General features: G+C 58.1%; 22 protein-coding genes. 10 read left to right on the forward strand and 12 right to left on the reverse strand.

Annotated elements, in window-relative coordinates; translation table 11 throughout:
- Nucleotides 1-10: 10 nt before the first annotated feature.
- Both BLU07_RS06140 and BLU07_RS06145 read right to left on the reverse strand, forming a co-directional pair.
- Nucleotides 11-1,081, reverse strand: a complete 1,071-nt coding sequence (locus BLU07_RS06140; protein ID WP_092385171.1) for a DUF3080 family protein — start codon at nt 1,079-1,081, stop codon at nt 11-13.
- 67 nt (nt 1,082-1,148) lie between these two features.
- Nucleotides 1,149-2,558 (reverse strand): MATE family efflux transporter, encoded by a 1,410-nt coding sequence (locus BLU07_RS06145; RefSeq protein WP_092385173.1) that lies wholly within the window; start codon nt 2,556-2,558, stop codon nt 1,149-1,151.
- A gap of 61 nt (nt 2,559-2,619) precedes the next feature.
- Between BLU07_RS06145 and BLU07_RS06150 the strand changes: the two genes are divergently transcribed.
- Both BLU07_RS06150 and pdxB read left to right on the forward strand, forming a co-directional pair.
- Entirely contained in the window at nt 2,620-3,159 is a 540-nt protein-coding gene (locus BLU07_RS06150; RefSeq protein ID WP_092385175.1) for an elongation factor P hydroxylase, read from the forward strand.
- Between the two features lie 3 nt (nt 3,160-3,162).
- The gene (gene pdxB, locus BLU07_RS06155) at nt 3,163-4,311 is read left to right on the forward strand and encodes a 4-phosphoerythronate dehydrogenase PdxB (RefSeq protein ID WP_092385177.1); all 1,149 of its coding nucleotides are present in this window, start codon (nt 3,163-3,165) and stop codon (nt 4,309-4,311) included.
- 61 nt (nt 4,312-4,372) lie between these two features.
- Here pdxB and BLU07_RS06160 read toward each other — a convergent pair whose 3' ends face one another.
- Nucleotides 4,373-4,567: a PA1571 family protein gene (locus tag BLU07_RS06160; protein WP_092385179.1), complete on the reverse strand. Its 195-nt coding sequence runs from the start codon at nt 4,565-4,567 to the stop codon at nt 4,373-4,375.
- A gap of 83 nt (nt 4,568-4,650) precedes the next feature.
- Here BLU07_RS06160 and BLU07_RS06165 point away from each other — a divergent pair, with 83 nt between their 5' ends.
- The 3 genes from BLU07_RS06165 to BLU07_RS06175 all read left to right on the forward strand — a co-directional run bounded on the left by BLU07_RS06165 (nt 4,651) and on the right by BLU07_RS06175 (nt 10,941).
- On the forward strand, nt 4,651-5,808 hold the full coding sequence (locus BLU07_RS06165; RefSeq protein ID WP_092385181.1) for an ATP-NAD kinase family protein: 1,158 nt from the start codon (nt 4,651-4,653) through the stop codon (nt 5,806-5,808).
- Nucleotides 5,809-6,123: 315 nt separating this feature from the next.
- Nucleotides 6,124-10,428, forward strand: coding sequence for an SdrD B-like domain-containing protein (locus tag BLU07_RS06170; protein ID WP_172830093.1), 4,305 nt, complete (start codon nt 6,124-6,126; stop codon nt 10,426-10,428).
- Between the two features lie 234 nt (nt 10,429-10,662).
- Nucleotides 10,663-10,941 (forward strand): ComEA family DNA-binding protein, encoded by a 279-nt coding sequence (locus tag BLU07_RS06175; protein ID WP_197675071.1) that lies wholly within the window; start codon nt 10,663-10,665, stop codon nt 10,939-10,941.
- 106 nt (nt 10,942-11,047) lie between these two features.
- Here the strand turns inward: BLU07_RS06175 and BLU07_RS06180 are convergent, their stop codons facing one another.
- The 5 genes from BLU07_RS06180 to BLU07_RS06200 all read right to left on the reverse strand — a co-directional run bounded on the left by BLU07_RS06180 (nt 11,048) and on the right by BLU07_RS06200 (nt 16,458).
- A complete protein-coding gene (locus tag BLU07_RS06180; RefSeq protein WP_092385185.1) occupies nt 11,048-11,680 on the reverse strand; it encodes a glutathione S-transferase family protein in 633 nt (210 codons plus the stop codon).
- An 82-nt stretch (nt 11,681-11,762) separates the two neighbouring features.
- Complete coding sequence (locus BLU07_RS06185; protein ID WP_092385187.1) at nt 11,763-12,449, reverse strand: helix-turn-helix transcriptional regulator; 687 nt, start codon at nt 12,447-12,449, stop codon at nt 11,763-11,765.
- A 74-nt stretch (nt 12,450-12,523) separates the two neighbouring features.
- Nucleotides 12,524-13,024, reverse strand: coding sequence for a thiol peroxidase (gene tpx / locus BLU07_RS06190; protein ID WP_092385189.1), 501 nt, complete (start codon nt 13,022-13,024; stop codon nt 12,524-12,526).
- A 148-nt stretch (nt 13,025-13,172) separates the two neighbouring features.
- Complete coding sequence (locus BLU07_RS06195; protein WP_092385191.1) at nt 13,173-15,197, reverse strand: hypothetical protein; 2,025 nt, start codon at nt 15,195-15,197, stop codon at nt 13,173-13,175.
- Nucleotides 15,198-15,231: 34 nt separating this feature from the next.
- Nucleotides 15,232-16,458: an ATP-grasp domain-containing protein gene (locus BLU07_RS06200; RefSeq protein WP_092385193.1), complete on the reverse strand. Its 1,227-nt coding sequence runs from the start codon at nt 16,456-16,458 to the stop codon at nt 15,232-15,234.
- Nucleotides 16,459-16,725: 267 nt separating this feature from the next.
- Between BLU07_RS06200 and ybaK the strand changes: the two genes are divergently transcribed.
- Nucleotides 16,726-17,193 (forward strand): Cys-tRNA(Pro) deacylase, encoded by a 468-nt coding sequence (gene ybaK, locus BLU07_RS06205; protein WP_092385195.1) that lies wholly within the window; start codon nt 16,726-16,728, stop codon nt 17,191-17,193.
- Nucleotides 17,194-17,546: 353 nt separating this feature from the next.
- Nucleotides 17,547-18,617 carry a 3-deoxy-7-phosphoheptulonate synthase gene (locus BLU07_RS06210; protein WP_092385196.1) on the forward strand — a complete coding sequence of 357 codons (1,071 nt, stop codon included), beginning with the start codon at nt 17,547-17,549 and terminating at the stop codon, nt 18,615-18,617.
- A gap of 35 nt (nt 18,618-18,652) precedes the next feature.
- Here the strand turns inward: BLU07_RS06210 and BLU07_RS06215 are convergent, their stop codons facing one another.
- On the reverse strand, nt 18,653-19,609 hold the full coding sequence (locus tag BLU07_RS06215) for a LysR family transcriptional regulator (RefSeq protein WP_092385198.1): 957 nt from the start codon (nt 19,607-19,609) through the stop codon (nt 18,653-18,655).
- A 166-nt stretch (nt 19,610-19,775) separates the two neighbouring features.
- Here BLU07_RS06215 and BLU07_RS06220 point away from each other — a divergent pair, with 166 nt between their 5' ends.
- On the forward strand, nt 19,776-20,990 hold the full coding sequence (locus tag BLU07_RS06220) for an acyl-CoA dehydrogenase (RefSeq protein WP_092385200.1): 1,215 nt from the start codon (nt 19,776-19,778) through the stop codon (nt 20,988-20,990).
- A 110-nt stretch (nt 20,991-21,100) separates the two neighbouring features.
- On the opposite strand, the gene infA is transcribed toward BLU07_RS06220, so the two are convergent.
- The 3 genes from infA to BLU07_RS06235 all read right to left on the reverse strand — a co-directional run bounded on the left by infA (nt 21,101) and on the right by BLU07_RS06235 (nt 22,799).
- The gene (gene infA, locus BLU07_RS06225) at nt 21,101-21,319 is read right to left on the reverse strand and encodes a translation initiation factor IF-1 (protein ID WP_080050557.1); all 219 of its coding nucleotides are present in this window, start codon (nt 21,317-21,319) and stop codon (nt 21,101-21,103) included.
- A gap of 251 nt (nt 21,320-21,570) precedes the next feature.
- The gene (locus BLU07_RS06230) at nt 21,571-22,296 is read right to left on the reverse strand and encodes a UDP-2,3-diacylglucosamine diphosphatase (protein WP_092385202.1); all 726 of its coding nucleotides are present in this window, start codon (nt 22,294-22,296) and stop codon (nt 21,571-21,573) included.
- Nucleotides 22,297-22,304: 8 nt separating this feature from the next.
- Nucleotides 22,305-22,799, reverse strand: a complete 495-nt coding sequence (locus tag BLU07_RS06235) for a peptidylprolyl isomerase (RefSeq protein ID WP_092385204.1) — start codon at nt 22,797-22,799, stop codon at nt 22,305-22,307.
- A 175-nt stretch (nt 22,800-22,974) separates the two neighbouring features.
- Between BLU07_RS06235 and BLU07_RS06240 the strand changes: the two genes are divergently transcribed.
- On the forward strand, nt 22,975-24,642 hold the full coding sequence (locus BLU07_RS06240) for a glutamine--tRNA ligase/YqeY domain fusion protein (protein ID WP_092385206.1): 1,668 nt from the start codon (nt 22,975-22,977) through the stop codon (nt 24,640-24,642).
- Nucleotides 24,643-26,019, forward strand: coding sequence for a cysteine--tRNA ligase (gene cysS, locus BLU07_RS06245; RefSeq protein WP_092385208.1), 1,377 nt, complete (start codon nt 24,643-24,645; stop codon nt 26,017-26,019).
- The last annotated feature ends 127 nt before the right edge of the window (nt 26,020-26,146 follow it).

Below are 26,146 nucleotides of genomic sequence, written 5' to 3' on the forward strand. Positions count from 1 at the left end.
ATACGTATTTTCAGTCAGGGTTTGATGCCTGCCCCGGCTGCATCCCGCAACGCCCCAACACCTCCAGCCAGGCATTATTGTGTGCCTGCAAACTCGCCTGATAGCTGTCCCATAGTGCTGTTTCCGTGCCCTGCAGGCTGGCAAGGTAGGCAGCGCCGGCCTGCGTCTGGCCGGGTACCTGTTGCAGATCGGCGAGGGCCGATTGCCAGGGCTGACCCAGGCGCTGGATCTGGGCCAGATAGGGCTGGATGTCTGCCGCGTAAATGTTGCGGAAAACGTTGTGCAGAATGCGTGCGCGCTGGGTTACTGCCCCTTGCGGGCAGAGCAGGGCGGTGCCTTCACTGGTCAGCATGCGTGTTGCCTGTTTCAGGCTGTGCCGTGTTAGCGCCAGGCTGTGAATAAGCTCGCTGCCATGCTTGCTGCGGCGCAAGGCATCAAACAGCGGATCAATCTGCGCCCGTTCAGGTGGCAATTGTTCGGGCAGTGAGCTGCCTATATATGCCAGCTGTTCCAGGGCAGACACCGCAGCATGGTCGCCTAACGGTTCCGCACTGGGTGGCAAGGGCTGGTCGGCAAACCGCAGGTAGTACTCATATTCACTGCTGCCATTCAATGCGTTCCAGAATACCTTCGGCAGCTCACGGCGCTTGATTGCAGCCAGTTCGATCAACTGTTCGCGCATGGCATCGTGATCCGGGTTATCGGCAATCTGCAGCAGACAGGCATCGATTTCATGCAGCAGGGCAGCATCATGGCTGAGCAGGTGGCTGCTGGGCATTACCCGGCCCAGGCTGCTGTTGCGTTCGCTGATCAGATGCTGCAGTGACTGGCAGTGGCGGGTTTGAATCAGCAGGGTGAACAACCCCATACGCTGTTCATCGAGTGCCTGCATGCGCAAGCGTCGATCCGGCATGCGGTATTGACTCAGGCTGTTGTGGTCAAAGGGCTGCCAGTCCTGATCCAGTACCCTGGCCAGGCGTTGCAGATAATCGTCCAGTTGCCGCTGGGCTGGCGGTTGGCGCTCGCACCCACTCAGTATCAGGCACAGAGCCAGCAGCAGGCAGCCGCCAAGTCGCCACATGGCTTGTCTCCATCCGGGTTCAGAACAAAGTATGGCAGATTGCCGCGCAGCGGAAAGCGCATAGCCGTTACCGGAGTTTTCGGCTTTCTGCTTGCCGGCGGGCGCTGCTGACGCTGAATAGCCGCAGGCCGAGAAACAGCGCCGCAGCGGTCAAGCCGATGATAAGACCGATCCAGAAACCGGCGGCACCTCGCGCCGGGCCCCAGAGATCGGTCAGCGCCAGGATGTACCCGCTGGGTAGCCCGATCAGCCAGTAGGCAATCAGCGTCAGCAGCATCGGCATGCGGGTATCCTGGTAGCCGCGCAGGGCGCCTGCACAAGCGACCTGAATGGCATCGGATACCTGATAAAGCGCAGCATAGACGAACAGACTGCTGGCCATGGCAATCACCTGGGCGTCATTGGTATAAATGGTAGGAATGGCATCGGCGGCGATCAGTACCAGTGTGGCGGCCAACAGGGCAAACATCAGCGCCACCAGCATGCCGGCCTTGGCCGCAAACAGCCCGGCGCGAGCGCCATTCAGGCCCAGGTTGTGGCCCACGCGCACGGTAATCGCCAGGCCGAGACTGAAAGGCACCATGAAAATCAGCGAGGTGAAATTCAAGGCCAACTGGTGGCTGGCCACCACCAGCGTACCCAGCCGCCCCAGAAGCAGGGCAATGACGCAGAACATGCTGGTTTCCGCGAACAGGGCAATACCGATGGGCAGTCCAAGGCCAAGCAGTTCGCGCTGCTGGCCCCACAGCGGGCGGTCAAAACGGCTAAACAACTGGCAGGCACGAAAGATCGGGCTGCGCTTGAGGTAAAGGAGCATGCATAGCAGCATCAGCCACATAACCAGGGCGGTGGCGATACCGCAGCCAATCGCGCCAAAGGCGGGCAGGCCCAGTTTTCCGTAGACCAGTACATAGTTGGCAGGAACATTCACCAGCAGACCGAGAAAACCGATCAGCATGGTTGGGCGGGTACGTGACAGCCCGTCACTCAGCCCGCGCAGGGCTTGATACAGAGCTACCGCCGGAAAGCCGCAGGCAACCGCGATCAGATAGCCGATGGTCAAGGGGATCAGCTCGGCCTCCACCTGCATCCAGTACAAAACCGGCTCCACCAGCAGCAGGCCGCCAGCGCAGAACAGTCCGATCCAGAGCCCGAGCCATAAACCCTGACGCACCAGTGGTCCGGTCTCGTCCAGTTTGCCGGCGCCATTGAGCGTCGCCACCTTGGAGGTGACAATCATCAGCACCCCGGTCAGAAACAGATATGCCGGAATCCAGAAGGCGTTGCCCAGCGCTACCGCAGCCAGGTCCTGGGGGCTGACCCGGCCAGCCATCGCGGTATCCACAAAACCGAGCAGGGTGTGGGCCATTTGCGCGGCAATAATCGGCAACGCCAGCCAGATCAGCGCACGCAGTTCTGTTACACTGCGACGCAAGCGCGACGGGCGCGGATCATGGTGGCTAAGGCTTGCTGGCATGGGTTCGGTCCGCTGAAAAGCGCTCCATCCTATCAACTTGCCCCGACTTGTCCACCGAACCATGACGCACGACTTTGCTGACCTGATTCGCCTGTTTGCCGATTGTTTTGCCGAGACCTACCAGACGGTACTGGTAGCCGGTGATGGCGAGCCTGAATATCTTCCGGCTGATGCCGGGCACCCGCAGCATCGCATTCTGTTTGCCCATGGTTTTTTCCGCAGCGCCTTGCACGAAGTGGCGCACTGGTGTGTCGCCGGCCCGGAACGCCGCTTGCTCCCTGATTTTGGCTACTGGTACGCCCCCGACGGACGTTCAGCCGAGCAGCAACATGCCTTTGAACAGGTCGAAATCAGACCCCAGGCCTACGAGTGGCTGTTCTGTCAGGCAGCAGGTCACCCCTTTTGCGTCAGTCTGGATAACCTGAATGGCGAAGCCGGTGATGCCACCTTGTTCCGGCAACGGGTCTATGCTCAGGTACAAACGCTGTTTGCACAGGGAATTCCCGAGCGTCCGGCCTGTTATATTCAGGCCCTGCTGGATTTTTATCGCCCCGGTGCACGCCTGCAGCCGGCTGATTTCTCACTGGCGGAGTTGAAATAGCTCATGCGAATTCTGGCTGACGAGAATATTCCCCTGCTCGATGCGTTTTTTGCCGATCAGGGTTCGATTACGCGGTTGCCGGGACGTGCGATTGATGCTGCCGCCATGGCCAGTGCCGATGCTCTTTTGCTGCGTTCGGTAACCCGGGTTACCGCTGACATGCTGCAGGACTCGCCGGTGCGCTTTATTGGCACGTGTACCATAGGTACCGATCATCTGGATTTGCCCGGTTTGGCCGCAGCAGGTGTGCATGTGGCCAGCGCTCCGGGGTGCAATGCCCGCGGCGTAGTCGAGTATGTCCTCAGCGCCTTGCTGACCCTGAGTGAACGCACAGGCCTGGATTGGCGGCAGCGTTGTGTCGGGATTGTCGGTGTCGGTGAGGTGGGCGGCCGGCTGGCTGCCACCTTGCGCAATCTGGGGCTGCGTGTGCTCTGCTGTGATCCACCCAGGAAAGAGCAGGGCGCAGCCGACATGGTCAGCCTGGAGACCCTGCTGGCCGAGGCTGACATCATCAGTTGCCATGTGCCGCTGACCCGGCAAGGCTCGCACGCCACCTGGCACCTGTTCAACCAGGCGCGGTTGCAGGCCCTGCGTCCAGGCACCTGGCTGATCAACAGCAGTCGCGGCCCGGTGGTGGATAATAGCGCTTTGAATGCGGTCCTGACTGAGCGCAATGATGTGCACGTGGTGCTGGATGTCTGGGAGCATGAACCCGCGCTGGAGCCGCAACTGGTAAGCCGCTGCGCCCTGGCGACACCGCATATTGCCGGTTACAGCCTGGATGGCAAATTGCGTGGCACGGAAATGATTTATCAGGCCTGGTGCTCATTCAACGGGCAGCCGGTTCAGCGGCAGTTGAGTGAGTTTGCCCCCACAGCCGGGTGTAATTACTTGCAACTGGACCCCGGCGCGCCGGCCGACTGGCAGCTGAGCCATGCGTTGCGCTGGGTGTATGACGTGCGTGATGATGATGCCCGCTTGCGGGCCATGCTGGCTCGAACTGCGGATCAGGCAGCTATCCACAGTGGTTTTGATCGTTTGCGCAAAGACTACCCGTTACGCCGTGAAACGCCTTGTGTACGAATCAGTGGCGTTGAGCGAACAAGCGCAGTGCTGTTGAAGGCGGCCGGGTTCAGCGTTCTGGGCCAGTAATATCACCGCCGCCATTGCCCGGTGCAGTGGCGGTACAGACAGGCCTGCGGCGGCTGGCCCGTTAACGTGCTCCTACACTCAAATCGTCGAGTTGGCGACAGGCCTGCTGTACCATGTGTTCGGTAATAGCGACTTCGCGACCCTCAGCGTCAATGACAAAACCACCGCAGAACTGGGCCGGATGGCGGCGCACTTTGCTGATTGGAGGTTTGCGGCTGGGAGTAATGCTGCTCAGGGGGCGGGCGTTGACGATCATGCGCTTTTCCTCGAATCGCTTGGCTGACAAGGCGCAGCTTAGGGAAGGATTATGACCGGCAGATGACAACGAACGGAAATGCAATGAGAGACAGATTTCGCCTTGGCTTGTTGATCAATCCTCTTGCCGGCCTGGGCGGTGAAACCGCACTCAAGGGCTCGGATGGCGTTGCTGCCCAGGCGCTGAAACAGGGCGCCACCCCACGCGCGCCCCAGCGTGTGCGGCAAACACTGGAAGCGCTGCTCGACCTGCGCGAACAACTGCTGTTGCGTGCGGCCCCCGGCCCCATGGGGGCGGATCTGGCCCGTGAGCTCGGCTTTGCCGTTGAAGAGGTCGGTCAGCTGTCCAGTACCGAGACTCAGGCGGCTGACACGGAAGCCTGTGCGGCAGCTCTGGCCGCAGCCGGTGTGGATCTGCTGCTGTTTGCCGGCGGCGATGGCACCGCGCGGAATATCTGCAACAGTGTCCCTGACAACCAGCTGGTGTTGGGGGTGCCTGCAGGAGTAAAGATTCATTCTGCTGTTTACGCAGTAAATCCCAGGGCTGCCGCAGAAGTACTGCGCCTGTTATTGACCGGTGATCTGGTGCGCCTGACGCAGGCAGATGTTCGTGATATCGACGAAGTTGCCTTCCGTCAGGGGCAGGTTCGCACCCGATTGTATGGCGAGCTGCAAGTGCCGGAAGAAGGGCGCTTTGTGCAGCAGGTCAAACAGGGTGGCCGTGAGCAGGAAACGCTGGTGCTGGATGATATCGCGGCCTGGTTGCAGGAAGAGCAGGATGGCGATACCGGTTGGATTCTTGGTCCGGGGTCAAGCAACTACGGCATCCTCGAAGCCATGGGGCTGGAAGGCACGCTGCTGGGGGTGGATGTGCTGCGTGATGGTGAATTGATCTGTCGTGATGCCACGGAAGCGCAGTTGTGGGACCTGCAGCAACAGGGCGGGGAGTGGCGCATACTGGTGTCGGCAATAGGCGGCCAGGGGCATATTCTCGGTCGTGGCAACCAGCAGATATCGCCGCGGATCGTGAGGGCCGCCGGGCTGGACAATGTGCTGGTGGTAGCGACCAAGAGCAAACTGAAAACCCTGGCAGGCAGGCCCTTTTTGCTCGACAGCGGCGACCCCGAACTGGATCAGGCGCTGACCGGTTTGCGTCGCGTGATCAGTGGGTATCGGGAAGAAATGCTCTATCCTGCCAGCTGGCATGGAGGGGCAGAGCCGACACCTTCAGACGCTTGCTGATTGTTTATATTCGGAATAGTTCCCCTGCAGCAAAAGATTTGGTCCGGCAGGCAAAAGTCGGGATCCATATCGTCAATAGAATGCTGTATAGATTTGTAATAGAATTCTTCGGGCCTCTGCATTGGGGGTGGAGTGCTTTTCAGCTCCACTATCTGCAAGGCAGGAGTGACACTTTTCGAACGTGCATCAAGGCGGAGTGAAGAACCAATGACAGCAGGATTTTCAGGAACAAGGGAACGGGGTTTTTCATTCTTCAGGGGGTTGGCGCAAAGCGTCCCGGGAAAGAAACTGTTAACGTCACTGCTGGCAGCACCAATGCTGATGCTGGTAGCGGGATTTGCTTCGGCCCAGAGCGTCGACCTGGTGCTCAATCATGGTCAGGATCTGCCGACGATCAACGCGACAGATACCGTCACCTTTACCGTCACCGTTGACAACTCCGACCCCGGCTTCACCGCTGATGCCGCCAACGTTGTGCTGGATTACCAGATCAGCCCGACTGATACCCTGGTTTCAGTAACGCCGTCTACCGGCTGTTCGGCGCCGGACGCCAGCAATGCCTTCAGTTGTAATCTGGGCACCCTGCTGCACGGTACTGACACCAGCCTTGATATCGTTGTTCGTGGCACTGGCACGGGCGTCAGCAACTTCCCCTATGTCATGCAGACCACGGCAACCGTGTCTACCAGCAATAACGATATCGACCCGAGCAACAACACCGAACAACGGAATGTGACGGTCAATGCGGGTACTGACTTGGGGGTGGTTCTCAACAGCAGTCCGGGTATGACGCCTTCAGGCGGCGCCTGGACGCATGACATCGTGGTCGACAACTACGGCCCCATCGATGCGACAAATGCGGTCATTCATCTTGATTTGCCGGTGGGCGTGGTTGTTCAGTCAGTGCCGGCCGGCTGCAGTGTGGCAGCGCCCGGTGTGGTGTGTCAGGTTGGTGCTCTGAGTGTGGGTGATTCCTTGCCGCTGGGCTCTATTGTGACCCAGGTGGCTGTAGCTTCGGGCAGCAACCTCAGCGCAACGGCGTTGATTGACAGCCTCGATCAATACGATGGCAACAGCATCAACCAGCAGTCAACCCGCCAGGTCGAGGTTACGCCGGGCAGTGATTTGTCGGTTGGCCTGAGTCATACGGCGGGTACCATTCTTGAAGGCCAGCCGTTCAATTTGACGGCAAGCCCCGCTTATACCGGCGAAGTACCGGATATTCCGGCGCTGGTCATTGACGTAGACCCTGGTCTGCAGATACTCAGCCCGGCCAACTTCAGCCAGAACGGCTGGAGCTGCTCGGTAACCGGGCAGCAGGTCAGCTGTAGCGGCCTGGATGTCGGCAGCATGGTGCCTGGCAGCAGTCAGTCACTGGGTGATGTCAGTGTGCAGGTCAGCGGAGCAACAGCCGGCAGCTTTGCGGCCAACCAGGCGCAAATCAGTGCAGATTACAGCGTCAAGCCTGATTCTGACCTGAGTAACAATGTAGCGGGCACGACACCGGTGATTGAGAGCGCCAACCTGAATGTCGGCATCAACAAGTCACCGCCTAATCGCAATCTGAGAACCATCGGTGCGGCTTACCCGTTTGATTATCAGATCCGGGTTCGCAATAACGGCAATATCGCTTTCTGGGGTGATCTGACCTGGTCAGACAATGTACCTGCTGGTTTGACAGTAACCGCAATCAATGGTCCGGCAGGTTGGTCGTGCAGTCCTGCGCTACCGGTTACTGGTGCTGCCACAATTGACTGTGTGCGCACTTACACGGAAGGTGCACCCCTTGCAGTCAATGCCACACAGGATTTCACCGTTACCGCATACGCCAATGGAGCCATCAGCGGAAATATCACCAACCAGGCTTGCCTGACTCAAATCGATCACGATCTGGCCTTTCTGGATAACGTTGACCCCGCACCCTGCAATGGCGCTACCATCAACGCTCAGGCATTGAATGACAGTGCAGATTTGCGGGTAGTCAAGACTGCCAGCGCGGCTACCGTCAACGCTGGCGAAGCGCTGACATACACGCTGCGCATCGTCAATGATGGTCCGGCTACGGCATCTGATGTCGACCTGACAGATGCCTTTTCCGCGTTGTTTACTGGCTCTGCCGGTAACAGCTTCCAGGGTGCAACGGTGACCAATGCTACTGCCAGTGGTGGTACCTGTGGCACCAGCGGTCTGGCCGGTAATGTGGGGTCCAGAACCCTCTCGTGCAACTTTGCCAGTATTCCTGTGTGCTCCGGTACCGACTGTCCCAGCATCGAAGTGACTGTCTTGCCGCTCGGCAACACCAGCAGTGGTGTTCCCCTGGTGCGGAACAATACGGCGTCCGCCTACTCCAATGAGACGGCAGACCCCGATTACGGCAATAACCCCGGCAGTGTCAGCACGACGATCAACCCGCTGACAGATCTGTTGGTCAGCAAGGATGTCACCGTCTGGAGTGGCAACCTCGGGACTCCGCTGGAATATCGTCTGCAGATCGAGAATATCGGCGCATCCGGTGCCAGCGGCTTGAGTCTTGAAGACGTGCTGCCACATGACCTGACGTATCTTTCGACTGATCCCGGGGCTAGCGCCAGCTGTGCTACAGAGCCAGGCGCCAACACCACAACAACCACTGGCAACGATGAAATTGCCTGCACCCGTTCAACCCTGCCTCGCAATGCCACCTGGACTGTGACGGTCAATACCCGGCCAAACCACGGCATTCCGGCCGGCACAACACTGGTGAACTCCGTTGACGCTGAAACGGATACGCCGGAAACAGACCTGAGCAATAACGCAGATACAGCCGATGCAGAGGTTGGTGAAGCGGTGGTCGATCTGGCCGTCATCAAGGCAGACACTCCGGATCCGGTCTTTGTGGGTGATCGCGTTACCTATTCGTTGCGCATCATCAACAACGGACCCTCAGTGGCTACTGATGCAACCATTTATGACTATCTGCCGTCGGCCGGCCTGCGCTATGTTGAAAACTCGATTCGTTTCTACGATGTAGTTGGCACCAATCTGGTAGAAATTGATCCGGGTGATCTGGCTGGCCTGGGTATCAGTTGCAGCAAGGAGCCAAACAACAATGACCTGGGTACTGGTTACCCGGCACAGTCTCTGGATAACAGTTACCTCTGGCCCATGGATACGGGCGTCAATCCAGGGTATCTGAACGGTGTCTGGGATCCGGCTCAGGGCAACCTCGTCGCTGATGCCGACCTGATCTGCAACATGGGTTTGTTGCTGGATGGCCAGTCGCGGGCCATTACCTATGAGCTGGAAGCGGATACCCGCGGAGTCTATTTCAACTATGCCATCAGCCGCTCACGTGAACACCGTGAAAACGGGGTTGATGGTCCTGATGTCGTTCCCGGTAATGATGTGACCCGTGAAAGGACAACAGTGCGCAGTGTGCCTAATGTTGGTTTGAGCAAAGTCTCCAGTGCCGAACAGGTCTCATTGCTTGAGCCTTTCGACTTCATTATCACGGCCAGCAACCTGCATACCGACGAGTTGGCTTATTTTCCGGAAGTCCGTGACACCTTGCCGGCGGGAATGGAGCTGACCGCACCGCCGGTGTTGGAGTCTGGTGCGCCGGTCGGTTCGAGCTGTACCGGCGTTGCCGGAGACAGTGATTTCATCTGTAGCTTGGGTGACGGCATCCCGCCGCAGGCCGAGGTTGTGATCAGAGTGCCGGTGCGTGTTGTTGCCGGTGGAGCGCAAACGCTGATAAACGAGGCCTTTTTGCATCTGGATACGGACCTGGAGTTTGACGAAGAGCCGCCAGCTGCGGCTGAAGATGATGATGACGTGGTTGTGGTGGTATCCAGCCTGGCCGGCCGGGTCTACCACGATAATGATCGCAGTGGTGCCTATACGTCAGGTAACCCACCGATTGCCGGAGTCACTCTGACGCTTACCGGTACCTCTTTGGCGGGTGACAGCATCACGCGTACAACGGTTACTGAGCCCGATGGCACCTACCTGTTCGAGGAGTTGCCCGCAGGCTCCTACAGTGTGACGCAAACCCAGCCTGGTGGATGGATTGATGGCCCGGTAACTCAGGGTAGCGAAGGGGGCAGTCCGTCGGTGAACCTGGTTGACAATGTTCAGTTGCCGCCGGATACCGCCGCCGTTCAGTATGACTTTGGTGAGTATCTGGCTGATGACCTCGATGAGCTGGCTTCTATCAGCGGCCATGTCTATTTTGATGTCAACGACAATGGTCAGATGAATGATTCAGAGCCCGGTATTGCTGACGTGGTCGTCAATCTGTGGCGCGATGGGGCGTTGATTGCTACCCAGCGGACTGATGACGATGGGGTTTATTTCTTCGAGAATCTGGCGCCGGGTACCTACCGTGTCACGGAAAGTCAGCCGGCAGAATGGATTGATGCACGGGAATCAGTCGGGCAAGGTGCAACCAGCCCCGGTAGCTCACCACAGAATGATGTATTTGACGGGGTTGAGCTTCTGGGTGGCGATGTGGCAATTAATTACAACTTCGGTGAATTGCGCAACGTGCCCCCCATTCCAACGATCGGCGTCTATGGGCTGATGTTGTTGGTGCTGATGATGACCGGTTTGGCGCAACGCAAAAGACGAAGCTTGAGCTAAGCCGGTATAAGGTGTTTTTACAGGCAGCCCTGGTATTGTTCAGGGCTGCTTTTTTTATGCTTGCTCAACCCGTAAATGATCTTTTACGTGAACCAGTTGGCAAATCGGCAATAGCCGGCTTTTCTTTCTTTCCATAGTTGCATAAGCTTTCTCCGTCGCAAGGAGTGCGATGGGAATCCGGGTAGTTGCCCAGCGTGCGGCATTTGTTCAAACCCCAAACAACAAGGAATCGTTATGAAACAAGTAATGTCAGCTATTGCCCTCTGCAGCGCCCTGATCTTTTCCTCCCTGAGCCTGGCAGAACAGGCGTCCCTGGTAAGCGTCAATGTCAACGAAGCCAGTGCCGGTGAAATTGCCGAAGTTCTGCAAGGTGTAGGGCAGGCCAAGGCCGAGGCAATTGTCGCGTATCGCGATGAGCATGGGCCTTTTACCGATGCAGAGTCTCTGGCTGCGGTAAGTGGCGTAGGACCAGCGACTATCGACAATAATCGCGCGCGTATCAAAGTCGACTGACACGACAGGCAGTAAAGCCATGAAGCAGTAAAAAGGCCCCTTACAGCAATCTGTACGGGGCCTTTTTAAATCCGGTCAACGTCCCGTCCTGTAACCGACGTTTGAATTACTGACCGGGCACGGGGAAGTCGGGCATCGCCGCTTCGGTTTGTTGCAGGCTGCGTTGATGGGCCGGGCGCTGTTCCAGGCGTTGCCAGTATTGCTTGAACTCGGGACGCGGGTCGATGGTACCGAATTGCATGCCCCAACCGATGTGCGAACCGACGTAGACATCCGCTGCCGAGAAGCGCTCCCCGGCGATGAACTCTCGATCACGCACCGCTGCAGCAAGCACGTCCAGTACCCGTTCAGGGCGCCCACAACCCAGTTCCAGCTCCTGTTCGGGTGTCATCTCGATACCGCAACTGCGCAGGCCGAAACTGGCTTCCCAGGGGCCGGAAACAAAGAAGAGCCAGCGGTAATAATCGCCTCGCTCAGTCGTGGGGGGTGCCAGCTTCGCCTCGGGGAAAGCGTCGGCCAGGTAGGCGCAAATAGCTGCTGCCTCGGTCACCACGACCGATCCATGTTTGATCGCGGGTACTTTCCCCATCGGATTGATGGCCAGATAGTCCGGCGTTTTCATGGCATCGCCGTAGGCGAGGTTTTCAACCTTGTAAGGCACGCCAACCTCTTCCAGCATCCAGTGCACGATGCCGCCACGCGAGAAGGGATTGGTATAGAAAGTGATGTCCTGTTGCATGTTGCCTCCTGAGTTCCATTTTTAGAAAACTCAGCATAGTCGAGACTGCTGTCAGATTATGTCAGCAGTGAAGCGGATTGCATCAACAATTCGTCTCATCCAGCGTGGTCAGCCATTGCTGCCGCAATGCATGACGTCGCTGCGGATAGTGTTCAGCCAGTATTGTCGCTTCCGCAATGCGGTCAGTACGGAAATGCCGGAATGCCTGGCGCAGTTCACACCAGCCAGCGAGTATCCGGGCGGACTCGAAGAAAACCAGACTGATGGGCCAGATCACCCGGTTCGATGTGCGACCGGCTTCATCGCGGTAATCCAGCAGCAACTTGCGTTCTTCGCTTATTGCCTGGCGTAACTCGCTCAGTGCCACCCTGTGCGCTTTGTCCCAGCCGGGTCCAATCAGCATGGTCTGATCATTCAGGCGGGCGCAGAGCTCACGCGGCAAGACGGCAGACACTTTGGCCAGCACTTCGGTAGCCGCACTGGCCAGTTGCTCGTCCGCACGCTCTTCAACCCAGTTCAGGCCCAGGGTCAGGGCTGCCACTTCGTCGGCAGAGAACATCAAGGGCGGGAGCAGGAAGTCTGGTTGCAGCAGGTAACCCAGGCCGGGTTCCCCCTGAATATGTGCGCCGATGGCTTTGAGTTCGGCGATATCCCGATACAGAGTGCGCAGTGAAACACCGAGCTCGCCGGCCAAAACATCGCCGCTGACCGCACGTCGATGACGGCGAAGAATCTGCATCAGATCAAACAGGCGGGTTGTGCGGGTCATGGTCGTGAATTGTTCAGGCGTCGGCGGCAGTAAAGACCCTCCGCAGGGTGGCGGAGGGTCAATCATGGCTGTGACTATTTCAGTACGGCAAGCGCGGCCTGGTAATCAGGCTCCTGGCCGATTTCCGGCACCAGCTCACTGTGCAGAACCTTGTCGTTCTCATCCAGCACAACGACGGCGCGTGCGGTAAGGCCTGCCATTGGGCCTTCAGCGAGGGAAACACCGTAGTTTTCCTTGAACTCACTACCGCGCAATGTGGAGAGGGTCATGACATTGTTCAGGTCTTCTGCACCGCAGAAGCGAGACTGGGCGAAGGGCAGGTCAGCGGAAATACACAGCACGGCGGTGTTGTCCAGATTGCTGGCATCCTTGTTGAACGTACGGATGGATGCGGCACAAACCGGGGTGTCAACGCTGGGAAAGATGTTGAGAATTTTGCGCTTGCCAGCCAGGCTGGACAAGGTAACGTCAGCCATTTCCTGATTGACCAGGGAAAAATCCGGGGCTTTTTCGCCTTTTTGGGGCAGTTGGCCGGAAACGGCCACGGGGTTACCACGCAGGGTTACGCTGGACATAATGACTCCTGTTTTTGATCAAAGGGTGGCAGTTGCCACCAGTAGGTTAGACAGATTCAAGGTAGTGGATTAACGGGCTGCTGGCAAATGTCTTGCGCGCAAACTTATGTCGGGGTGTGCCTGCCGTCGTCGCTTTAGTCTGCCTGTCTCAATGGGGGTTGCCGGTTATGGCATCGGCTTGCTGCTCAATGGCTGGCAGGCGGTCTGCTCCCCAGCTTCTGCGGATGTAGCCCATGACCTGATCCATATCTTCACGGTTGACGTTGGCCAGTTCACCGCGTTCCAGTGGATCATAATGGTAAATATACAGGCGTGAGAGAAATTGCTCGAAGGGCAGGGAGGCTTCACCAAAACGTTCGCCATGCCCGGCGGTGCTGACGGTCACCCCGTCCCCCCAGTTCTGACCACTGTCATTATTGGGGTTGTAAAAGTACACGCGCATGCATTCCTGCGGATCCAGCGATATGCGCAGGATGGTGATGGCGTGCCAGCCAATAAAGCGCGCAGCACTATCGGTTACCGCAATACCCGCTGGTTGTGGATGAATCAGCGGTTGGTTGCCATTGTAGTAGGGGTGATAGGTGGCGTAGAAATGCCCGATGAAGTCATCCAGATCAACCAGGTCACCGGTGGCAACATCGACGTTGATACGGAAGCCGCGACCGGACCACCAGCCATGAAACTCCGGATTGACCCAACGGTGCGGATCGCCTTCACGGCCAATGCAGCGGCGGCCCATTTCCGCATAGATACGGTCCAGGTGCGGTACCACCAGCAAGGATACCGGATCGAGATCGATCGGCGCCGATGTGGCCACTCCGCTGAGGCTTTCACGCGAAGAGATTGGCTGACCTTCGAAGTGCATGACGATCTCGTCATCACGTGCTGCCCAGGCCACCATCTGCAACATGTAGTCAGGATCGTTGTAGGCCCACATGGACAGTGCGCGGGCTGACTGGCAAGTCGGATTGTTGCCCTGGCCCACGCCAAGGGGCAAGCCGAGCATGCACAGCACACCTTCCAGCAGATGGGCTTCGGCACTGATGCCGGTACCGAAAGCCAGCTGCAAGCGTTCGCGCGCGGCGGGTGCCAAGGGCAAACCGAGTTGACGCCACATCGCCGGAGCGACGGGCGGTTGGTAGAGAATGCCGCGTTCGAGCAACAGCGCCAGACCATAGACTCCCTGGCTGGTCGCCGGAAATATACTGCCGCGAATCAGTTCATTGACCAGCTCGCGATAGCACACCAGACAATCACGGCCGGTGGATGACAGACCGAAGGCTTCCGCCAGCAACTGTTCACAGTTATCGAGCAAATGGCGTACCAGCACGCTGTGATAGGGCGAGACCAGGCCAGTGTCGTGCATGGCACGCGCCATGCCGGTCGCTTCGCTCTGCAGGGCGCTGGTATCCATGTAGTCCAGGCGTTGCTGGTACAGCTCGACACCGGGATCTTCACGGCAGGCCTGGGTCGGGCCGAACAGACTGCCGACCAGGCGGTCGGCGCCCTGACCACTGTGTCCCAGATCAATCTCGGGATTGGATTGGCAGATGGCAATCTGGGTGATCATGCGTTTGACTGCATCAACCTGGATCGGCCGTTGTTGCAGGATGCGCCATATTTCGCCGATCAACTGATCGATGATGTGCTCATAACCTACATTGCCGGCAAGGTGTTCCAGCAAGCGATGTGGCAACTCGGCCAGACGCCCCATCTGTTCGCGCTCGGCTTCCCCGGGTGGGCTGAACAGCAGGGCCAGATTGACGGCCAATACCTGCGTCAGGAAGTGATGCGCCTGCTCGGCGGAAATCAGCGGATGTTGATAGTCGCCCTGGGAGACTGCCAGCAAACGCAGCTGACTGATGATTTCAATCACCAGCGTATCCCCGTTGGGAGTGCGCAGGGTGTTGGCAGTCAGCGCCGGCAAGAGGTTCTGGGGTTCAGCCCAATCGGTACCCTCAAACAGGCCGGCCTCTTCGATAGCTTGTGCGCGACGCTGCAGCTCCAGACAACCGCCGTCAAGGCGGATAATCCGCCGAGCCGTCTCGAAGACACGCGGCAGTTTACCCATTTTGGCGAAGGCCGGCGCCTGGTGCAGGGCAGTTACGGCACTGTCCAGGCGGCTCAGAAGCAACGCCAGTTTGTCATTGCTGCTATCAACGTGTTGTACCACACATACTCCGGGTCGGGCTTACGGATGCGAACCATTATACATAATAGTCGAGTTCTTCCTGACGCTTGAGTAGCTCGTGCAGTTTGTGCGGATCTTCACCAACGAAATACACCAGCCCCCAGTGGGTACCGAATGCCGTTCGCTTGGTCACGATCTCTTCCATTGGCGCAGTCAGTTCATGCGATTCGAAGTAAGGGTGATCTTCGGTCTCTTCCGGAATCTCCAGTTGGCTGACGACCCGGCGACGGGGATAAACGCCAAAACAGCCGGCGTAGCCGGTAGCATCTTCGACTTCTTTCGGGAAGTAGTCCTTGATTTCCTGTTCAGTGGTTTTCGGGTCGAACACCATGAAGGTGGCCTGGTAGGCATTGAAGCCGGGATACACCCGCTCCAGCAGCTCGAACACCTTGAAGCCCGGTGGGCGGTAGGCCACTTCACCAAAGTACATTTCACCATCGCTGGTGACAAAGTATTCGGGATGAATCATGCCGAATTCGATATCAAAGGTCTTGATCAGCTTGTTGATCTGCTCGGTAATCTGCGGACGGTACTTTTCCAGCTCCGGCGTCGCAGGTACATGTACCGAGTAACCCAGGGTGACGTATTCGGATATGTTCAGGAAGCAGATCTTGCCATTGTGCACCCAGGCTTCTACGGCGAACTCCCAGCCGTCGAGGTGGGATTCCATCAATGCAGGGAATTCATCATCCGGAATCCCGTCGACTTCATCCGGCGTGCGGATAACCCGGTGACCCAGGCAGCCGGCCTTGTCGAAGGCCTTGAAATGGATAGGGTCGTTCGGGTCGCCATCCAGTTTGAGCAGCGTCTGGTTGACTCGCTTAAGAAAGCGGATAACGTCTTCACGGTCATGTGCTTCTTCAAAAATCCCGACCCGGATACCGCCCAGCTGGGCACGGCGCTTCATCAACGACTTGTCGCGCATCAGCATGGAATGACCCAGCAGACGCGGATTGTCGAGCAGTACCGAGTTGATAGCTCCGGCCCATTCAACCGTTTCTTCAAACAGGGGAATAGCGACATCGACACCCATGTCTTTCAGCGTCTGGGCAATTTCCATCGAGCGATCATTCAGGCGCTCGAAGTTCCACGGCACATAAGGGATCTTGTGGTTTTCACAGTATTCCTGCGCCCAGTCCGGCGCCACGACGACATAGCGGCGGTCGAATTTTTCGGCGGCTTCGACGGCGTTGGGTGCCCAGCCGAGGAGGGCGATAAAGCCCTTGTTGGAATCTTTCTGCATGTGTTGCCTCCAGATGGTGGCGAATGGGATCATGAGCGCTGCCGACGATGGCATGAACAGGTCAGGTTGGGATGCCGGCAAGGCTGACTGAAAGGCATTGCTTCAGTCAGCGGGCCAAGCGAACCTGGACCCTGAGGAACAACGTGAAGAGCACTGCAAGCGCAGCCTCATGATCGCGAATAATCACCACCTACCATACACGATAGGGCCTCCTGCGGCTAATCGCGGGCTCTCTGTCGTGCGCTGGTTGTCTACAGGAAGTGACTGATGACCCCCGCCATAGACGCTGCCGAGAAAGCCGGCATTGAATACCGCACACACAGCTACAGCCATGATCCGGCTGCCGACTCCTATGGTCTGGAAGCGGCGGATAAGTTGCAACTTGAACCCGCACAGGTATTCAAGACCCTGGTCGTCAAACTGGATGGCAGGCAACTGGTTACTGCGGTCTTGCCGGTAAGCTGCAAGCTCAATCTCAAGCGCCTGGCCAAGGCAGCCGGGGGCAAGAAAGCGGTAATGGCGGAGCCGGCAGAAGTCATGCGCAGCAGTGGTTATGTGCTGGGCGGCGTCAGCCCCCTGGGTCAGAAACGGGCGCTGCCCACGGTTATCCATCAAAGCGGCCGTGCATTAGCCCGGCTCTACGTCAGCGCCGGTCGGCGTGGGCTGGAAATTGAGCTGAATCCGGATGACTTGCTGTGTTTGACGCAGGGACGGTGGGCAGATGTTGCGGATTAGCCGGCTGACGGTGCCAGGGACAGGTGGTGGGCAACACGGTTGCACCCGTGCAGCCGTTGTTGGTCTTTTGGGCTTGCATCAGTGAATACTCCGGTTATTATTAGCAGTATGACTACGACACAGCCCCACACTCGCCCAGAATCAATTGCCCGAATGCAACCGGTGGCAGTTGCTGCGCTGTGGGCCTGGTTTGGCTTTGGCTTTTATTATCGCCAGAGTTCGGGCCGCCTGTGTTTTAGTTAAACCTGTTTGACAGGATGGCAGCCCGGACTCACCAGGCTGCCACCGGAGTGAAAAAGCCCCGACTGGTAGCCCAGCCGGGGCTTTTTGATTTCGGACCCAAGGAAAAACGTATGACCGCAATGAGCGCAAAGGTACTGGAGCCAACGGATGCCAGCACCCATCTGAAACAACCAGAGCAGACCCGAACCAGTCAGCCGCTGCCCAGCGCTGCCAGCCTGCGCCAGCAATTGCCGCTGATGCCTGCCCTGGCAACGCAAATTCAGCAGCAACGTCAGCAGGTACGGGATATCTTGCACGGCAAGGATGATCGACTGTTACTGGTGGTCGGCCCTTGTTCGATCCATGATGAACATGCCGCACTGACTTATGCCGAACGCCTGTCAGTGCTGGCTGAAGCGGTGGCCGATGAATTGCTGCTGGTGATGCGTGCCTACGTGGAAAAGCCGCGCACCACCGTAGGCTGGAAGGGCTTGCTGTATGATCCGGAACGCAATGGCAGTGGCGATATGGCGCAAGGCGTGCAGCGCTCGCGGCAGTTGTTGCTGGAACTGGCCGCCATGGGCTTGCCCGTGGCAACGGAAGCCCTGAACCCGTTGGCCATGCATTACCTGGATGACCTGGTCAGCTGGACCGCCGTTGGTGCGCGTACTACCGAATCACAAATTCATCGTGAAATGGTCAGTGGCCTGCCCATGCCAACGGGGTTCAAGAACGGCACCGACGGCAGCATACAGACCGCGATTCACGCCATGCAGTCGGCGGCGCACAGCCATCATCACCTGGGGCTGTGTGCCGACGGGCAGCCGGCCATGCTGCTGTCACCGGGCAACCCCGATACCCACCTGGTGCTGCGCGGTGGCCGAGGCATCACCAATTACGATGCGGCCAGTATAGAGGCGGCCGTAGCTGCTCTGCATGCTGCCGGGGTGAATCCTGCGGTGATGGTGGACTGCAGCCATGACAACGCACAGAAGCAACACGAACGACAGATCAGCATAGCTGAGCAGGTTGCCGGTCAGCGGCATGCCGGGAATCGGTCTATTCGGGGTTTGATGCTGGAGAGTTTCTTGCTGCCGGGGCGACAGGCTGATAGCGGTGAGTTGATGTTTGGCTGTTCGCTGACTGATCCCTGCCTGGGATGGGACGATACTGCCAGCCTGATTCGCCGCCTGGCCGGGTGAGTGCACACGGGCCGCTATGGCGGCCCGTGAAAACCTCAGTGTTTGGCGTCTTTGGCGTCTTTGGCTTCCTGTTGCTCGCGCTTGTTGTTGCGCTGCACTTGCTGCGACAGCTCGATGATCTGTTCGCGCATCCAGCGGTTGGCTGGGTCCTGGTCCGTGCTTTCATGCCAGAACAGATGAGTTTCAATGGCGGGTACGTCGTCGATCGGCAAGCTGACCCAGTGCAGATTGTGGCGGCGGGCAAAACGCTCGTGCACCGTCATGACCATATCGGTCGATTCCAGTACCAGCGGGGCCATCTGGTAGTGCTGCGAGCGCAGCATGACGCGGCGCTGCAAGCCCATCTTGCCCAGGGCCAGGTCAACGTGGCCAAGGCCGTTGCGGCGGCTGGAAATATGAATGTGCGATTGCGCCAGATACTCGTCCAGGCTGATGCTGTCCTTGTTGGCCAGCGGATGATCCTTGCGCATGACGCAGACGTGGCGATCTTCGAACAGTTTGACGTGGCGGACCTGGGTGTCAGTATTCAGCGGCGCGTCAATGGCAAAGTCGAGACGGCCAGCGGCCAGTTCCTTGGTGGTTTCCCGTCGTTTGGTCAGAAAGCTGTCGATATTGATACCGGGCGCCTGCCGACGAATGCGTGACACCAGATGCGGCAGGATCACTGCTTCGGTCAGGTCGGTCATGCTGATGCGATAGGTTTTGGTTGCCTGTTCAGGCACGAAACTGCGGCTTTCCTGGACGGAGACACGCAGCAACTGCAAGGCATTGCGCACCGGGGTGATGATGTTCTGCGCCATCGGAGTGGGCACCATGCCCTGTGCCGTACGCACGAACAGCGGATCGTTGAAGGTTTCGCGCAAACGTGCCAGCGCGTTGCTGACCGCTGGCTGGGTGATGCCGACAATCTGTCCGGCGCGGGTCAGGTTGGCCTCGGTATAGATCGCATCAAAAACAATAAACAGGTTGAGGTCCACTTTACTGAGGTTCATCGCAACTTCCTTAACGGGGTAGCAAGCAGCCAAGTATATATCGCTTATGAATCTTTATACACGTCAAAAATAGGTTAGATAAATCGGGGTCGCTCATCTAGAGTTTACCTTGACGATGTAAAGACACGTTGTACCACTTGTAAGACACTCAAAAAAGGCAGTCATCATGGATTTCGGATATTCCCCTAAAGTCAAAGAATTGCGCGAGCGCGTTGATGCGTTCATGCAGGAGCACGTGTTCCCCAACGAGCACGTGTTCGAGCAACAGGTTGCCGAAGGTGATCGCTGGCAGCCCACTGCCATTGTTGAAGAACTGAAGGAAAAGGCCAAGGCAGCCGGCCTGTGGAACCTGTTCCTGCCCGAGTCCGAGCTGGGCGCTGGCCTGACCAACGTTGAGTACGCGCCGCTGGCTGAACTCATGGGCCGTTCGCATATCGGTTCTGAAGTCTTCAACTGCAGCGCGCCGGATACCGGCAATATGGAAGTGCTGGTGCGTTACGGCACCGAAGAGCACAAGGAAAAGTGGCTCAAGCCGCTGCTGGCCGGTGAAATTCGTTCCTGCTTCGGCATGACCGAGCCGGGCGTAGCCTCGTCTGACGCTACCAACATGCAGGCCCGCGCCGTGCGTGAAGGCGACGAGTGGGTCATCAATGGCAGCAAGTGGTGGACCTCCGGTGCCTGTGATCCGCGTTGCAAGATCATGATCTTCATGGGTCTGACCAATCCGGACGCCCCGCGTCACCAGCAGCATTCGATGATTCTGGTGCCGATGGATGCCCCTGGCCTGAAAGTGGTACGTCCGCTGCCGGTATTCGGTTATGACGATGCGCCGCACGGCCACGCTGAAGTGACCTTTGAGAACGTGCGCGTACCTTACAGCAACGTATTGCTGGGCGAGGGTCGCGGCTTTGAAATTGCTCAGGGTCGACTCGGGCCAGGCCGGATTCACCACTGCATGCGTTCCATCGGTTGCGCCGAGCGTGCATTGGCACTGATGTGCAAACGCTCCACCGAGCGTGAAGCCTTCGGTCGTCCGATTGCTCGTCTGGGTGGCAACATTGACCACATCGCTGATTCACGGATTGAAATCAACCAGGCGCGTCTGCTGACGCTGAACGCTGCCTACATGATGGATACCGTGGGCAACAAGGTGGCCAAGAGTGAAATTGCCCAGATCAAGGTTGTCGCGCCGAATGTGGCATTGCGCGTGATCGATCGGGCGATTCAGATGCATGGTGGTGCCGGGGTCTCGGAAGATTTCCCGCTGGCCTACATGTACGCCATGCAGCGCACCCTGCGACTGGCTGATGGTCCGGATGAAGTGCATCGCGCGTCTATCGGCAAGATCGAGCTGGGCCGCATGCTGCCGCCGCGCAGCTGAGTTTCAGGCACGACGAAAAGCCCGCTCCCGCTGAGCGGGTTTTTTGTGGGCGGAATTCAGGAAGCAGGGCAGGGGATACGGGCAGTCAGGCTGCCCACAAGCACGAGGGATCAGCGAGCGCGGTAAGTGATGCGGCCCTTGGTCAGGTCGTAAGGCGTCAATTCAACACGTACCTTGTCACCGGTCAGGATGCGGATATAGTTCTTGCGCATTTTGCCGGAGATATGAGCAGTCACGACATGGCCGTTTTCCAGCTCGACACGGAACATGGTGTTCGGCAGTGTGTCGATGATGGTGCCTTCCATTTCAATGCTGTCTTCTTTTGCCATTAAGCAGAAACCTCAAGTCAATTCAATCAAGTGGCGGGTTGCTCAGGGCCGGAAAAAGGGCCATTTGCAGTCTTTACCCGCGAAAAAGGTGAGCAATTGTGCCTGAAAAGCAGCTAAACGCCAAGTTTGAATGCGTATTCAGCGTCAAATCCGGCGTGACAGGTGATATCAGACGGTGATTGGCTGGGCTTTTCAGACAATTCAGTGCTTTTACCGCAGCAACCCCTTGCCTTCAACGGTGTCGGACGAACTCAATCCAGCGGATCGGCTTGTTGCGTCAGTCCAGTCTCTTCGGCCCATAATGTCCACGCGTGTGTGTCCCAGTCACCCAGCACAATGCGTTCAGCTGGCTCGCCGTCGATGACCAGGGGGTGTCGGTCGGGGCGGTGAGTATGACCATGGATCAGCCGTTTGACGCCATGCTGACGCATGACCTCGGCAACCTTGCCGGGATTGACGTCAGTGATTTCGCTGGACTTCATACGGGTACGCGCGCTGCTTTCGCTGCGGAGTTTGTGGCCGATCTTTTTCCGTGTACCGCGTGGCAGACTGCGCAGGATGAAGCGGCTGAGCGGATTGCGCAGCAGGCGACGCATGCGCATGTAGTCGATATCGTCGATGCACAGACTGTCGCCGTGCATCAACAGGACTTTCTCGTTGTGCAGGTCAATCACGCAAGGGTCGGGCAGCAGTGTGCAACGCGCGCGCCGGCAGAAATGCTTACCGAGCAGAAAGTCGCGGTTGCCATGCATGATAAAGGTCTGCTTGCCCCGTGCGGCGCGGGCGGCGAGGGCGCTGATCACGCTTTCTGCCAGCTCGTCGGTGGCATCGTCACCCAGCCAGACTTCAAAGAAATCACCCAGAATATACAAGTGATCGGCTGCTTCGGCCGGGCCCGCCAGCAAGTGCAAAAACGCCCGGGTAATGTCCGGGCGTTTCTGTTCCAGGTGCAGATCCGAGATAAACAGACTGCGCATGGGCTGGATTACTCGCTCAGCTCGGCACGCTCGATGATCACATCTTCAGCGGGCACATCCTGGTGACCGGCGCGGCTGGTGGTCTCGACCGCCTTGATCTTCTCGATCACCTCTATGCCATCAACGACGCGACCGAAAACAGCATAACCCCAGCCTTGCATGGTCGGTGAGCTGTGGTTGAGAAAGTCATTGTCGCTGACGTTGATAAAGAACTGGGCGCTGGCGGAATGCGGATCACTGGTGCGTGCCATGGCAACGGTGCCGATCTTGTTGGCCAGGCCGTTGTCGGCTTCGTTTTCAATCGGATCACGGGTGTCTTTCTGTTTCATACCCGGTTCGAAGCCGCCACCCTGAATCATGAAGTTGCTGATCACACGGTGAAAAATAGTGTTGTCGTAGTGACCGTCACGGACGTATTGCTTGAAGTTTTCTACGGTTTTGGGCGCTTTTTCCGCGTCCAGTTCCAGGGTGATGACACCAAAGTTGGTATGCAGCTTGACCATTACAGAGTCCTTGCGTTGTGGGTGAACCTGATTCGTTGATGTGTTGGCCGTAGATTCAGGCACTTGACACTTTAGGGTATGATAAGCGTTTTGGCCGACCAGACCTAGGGCTGCGCGCAAATCCCTTGCCCGCCCGGGTTCACCCTTTTGTAGACAAAGCGAGTTTGCAGACCTCATGAGCAAAACGGATACCACACCTCCCGCCCATTTTTTGCGCCAGATCGTCAAGGCTGACCAGGACAGCGGCAAACACAGCAAGATCGTTACCCGCTTCCCACCGGAGCCCAATGGTTATCTGCATATTGGCCATGCCAAGTCGATCTGTCTGAACTTTGGCCTGGCGCAGGAGTTTGGCGGGGAGTGTCATCTGCGTTTTGACGATACCAACCCGGCCAAGGAAGAGCAGGAGTATATCGATGCCATTCTGCAGGACGTTGAATGGCTGGGTTTCCAGTGGGCGGGCAAGGTGCGCCATGCCTCGGATTACTTCGATCAGCTGCATGCCTGGGCCATCGACCTGATCAAGGCGGGCAAGGCTTACGTGTGCGAGTTGACGCCGGAACAGGCGCGCGAGTATCGCGGCACCCTGACCGAGCCGGGCAAGAACAGCCCCTTCCGTGAGCGCAGCGTGGACGAGAACCTTGACCAGTTCGCACGCATGACGGCCGGTGAATTCCCCGACGGCACCAAGGTACTGCGTGCGATGATCGATATGTCCGCACCCAACATGAACCTGCGTGATCCGATCATTTACCGCATTCGCCACGCCCAGCACCACCAGACCGGTGACAAGTGGTGCGTGTATCCGAGCTATGACTTTACCCATGGCCAGTCGGATGCCATCGAAGGCATTACCCATTCGATCTGCACCCTGGAGTTCGAGGATCACCGCCCGCTGTATGACTGGTTTCTGCAGAACTTGCCGGTACCGTGCCAGCCGCGTCAGTACGAATTTGCCCGGCTGAACCTGAATTACACGGTGACCAGCAAGCGCAAGCTCAAGCAACTGGTTGATGAAGGGCATGTCAGCGGCTGGGATGATCCGCGCATGTCGACCCTGAGCGCCTTCCGTCGCCGTGGTTACACGCCGGCGTCCATCCGCGAGTTCTGTGAACGCATCGGCGTGACCCGTTCTGACGGTGTGGTCGATATGGGCATGCTCGAGTTCTGTATCCGCGATGATCTGGACGCCCATGCACCACGGGCCATGTGTGTGCTCAAACCGATCAAGGTGGTGATTACCAACTACCCGGAAGGGCAGGTGGAGAACCTCGCGTTGCCGCGTCACCCGAAGCAGGATATCGGCACCCGCACGCTGCCGTTCAGTCGTGAGATTTACATTGATGCCGGCGATTACATGGTCGACCCGCCCAAAGGCTACAAGCGTCTGGTGCCGGGTGGTGAAGTGCGCCTGCGCGGCAGCTATGTGATCCGCGCTGACGAAGCAGTCACCGATGATGCCGGCAACGTGGTTGAGCTGCGCTGCAGCTATGACCCCGACACCCTGGGCAAGAACCCCGAGGGCCGCAAGGTCAAGGGTGTGATTCACTGGGTGCCGGCAGCGGAGAGCATTGAATGCGAAGTGCGCCTGTACGACCGGTTGTTTACCGCGCCGAATCCGGACAAGAGCGACACCGGTGGTGGCTTCCTGGATAACATCAATCCGCAATCGCTGATTACCCTGACCGGCTGCCGTGCCGAGCCGTCACTGGCCAGTGCCAGCCTGGATGACCGCTTCCAGTTTGAACGTGAGGGTTACTTCTGTCTCGACAGCAAGGACAGCACTGCCGAGCGTCCGGTATTCAACCGGACGGTGACTTTACGTGATTCCTGGGGGCAATAAATGGCACTGTCGATCTACAACACCCTGACCAAGCAGAAAGCACCGCTCAAGCCGCTGGAAGGCAACCATATCCGCATGTATGTCTGCGGCATGACGGTCTATGACTTCTGCCATATCGGTCACGCGCGGGTGATGGTCGCCTTTGATGTGATCGCTCGCTGGTTGCGTCACAGCGGTTACGAGCTGACCTATATCCGTAACGTCACCGATATCGACGACAAGATCATCAAGCGTGCGCAGGAGAACGGCGAAACCTTTCAGGTGCTGACCGAGCGCATGATTGCCGCCATGCACGAAGACGAACGCAAGCTGGCCGTGCTGCCACCCGATCAGGAACCGCGTGCCAGCGAGCACGTCGAGGGCATGCACCGGATGATCCAGACCCTGATCGACAAGGGCTATGCCTACGCGCCGGGTAATGGCGATGTCTATTACCGGGTCGGCAAGTTCGAGGGCTATGGCAAGCTGTCGCGCAAGAAGATCGAAGACCTGCGTATCGGTGCGCGGATCGAGGTAGACGAATCGAAAGAAGACCCGCTCGATTTCGTACTGTGGAAGGGCGTCAAACCCGGTGAGCCCAGCTGGGCATCGCCCTGGGGTGATGGCCGTCCCGGTTGGCATATCGAGTGCTCGGTCATGTCCACCTGCTGCCTGGGGGATACCTTCGACATTCACGGCGGCGGCCCGGATCTGGTTTTCCCGCACCATGAAAACGAGATCGCGCAGAGTGAAGCGGCGACCGGCAAACCCTATGCTGCCGCCTGGATGCACGCCGGTGCGGTACGCGTGGATGGCGAAAAAATGTCCAAGAGCCTGGGCAATTTCTTCACCATTCGCGATGTGCTGGAGAAGTATCACCCGGAAGTGGTGCGCTATCTGCTGGTTGCCAGCCATTACCGCAGTTCGATCAATTACTCCGAAGACAACCTGCGTGAAGCCAAGTCTGCGCTGGAGCGTTTTTACAACGGTCTCAAGGGGTTGCCTGTGGTTCCTGCGAACGGAGGTGAAGAATTTTCCGCCCGTTTTGCAACCGCAATGGATGATGACTTCAACACCCCGGAAGCCTGTGCAGTGCTGTTCGACATGGTCCGCGAGGTCAACCGCCTGCGTGAGAGCGATCTGAATGCCGCTGCTGCTCTGGCTGCGCGTCTGCGCGAACTGGCCGAGGTGCTGGGTATTCTGCAGCTGGAGGCAGATGCCTTCCTGCAAGCCGGCAGCGAGGTGGATGCCGAGCAGATCGAAGCCCTGATCGCCGCGCGCAAGCAGGCGAGGGCAGACAAGGATTGGGCCGAGTCCGATCGTATTCGTGATGAGCTGCAGGCGATGGGTGTGGTGCTGGAAGACAAGCAGGGTGTGACTACGTGGCGGTTGGGGTGAGGCCTGGCCTTTTCCCCCCTCACCGATACGTCGGACCGCCCCAACCCCTCTCCCGCAAGGGGAGAGGGGTGACTCCCTGCTGATTAGCGAGACGTTGCAGAGATGTTTTGCTCTCGTTCAGCTTGCA

It is taken from the genome of Halopseudomonas salegens (genome assembly GCF_900105655.1).
In the GTDB taxonomy this organism is placed as follows: Bacteria; Pseudomonadota; Gammaproteobacteria; order Pseudomonadales; family Pseudomonadaceae; genus Halopseudomonas; species Halopseudomonas salegens.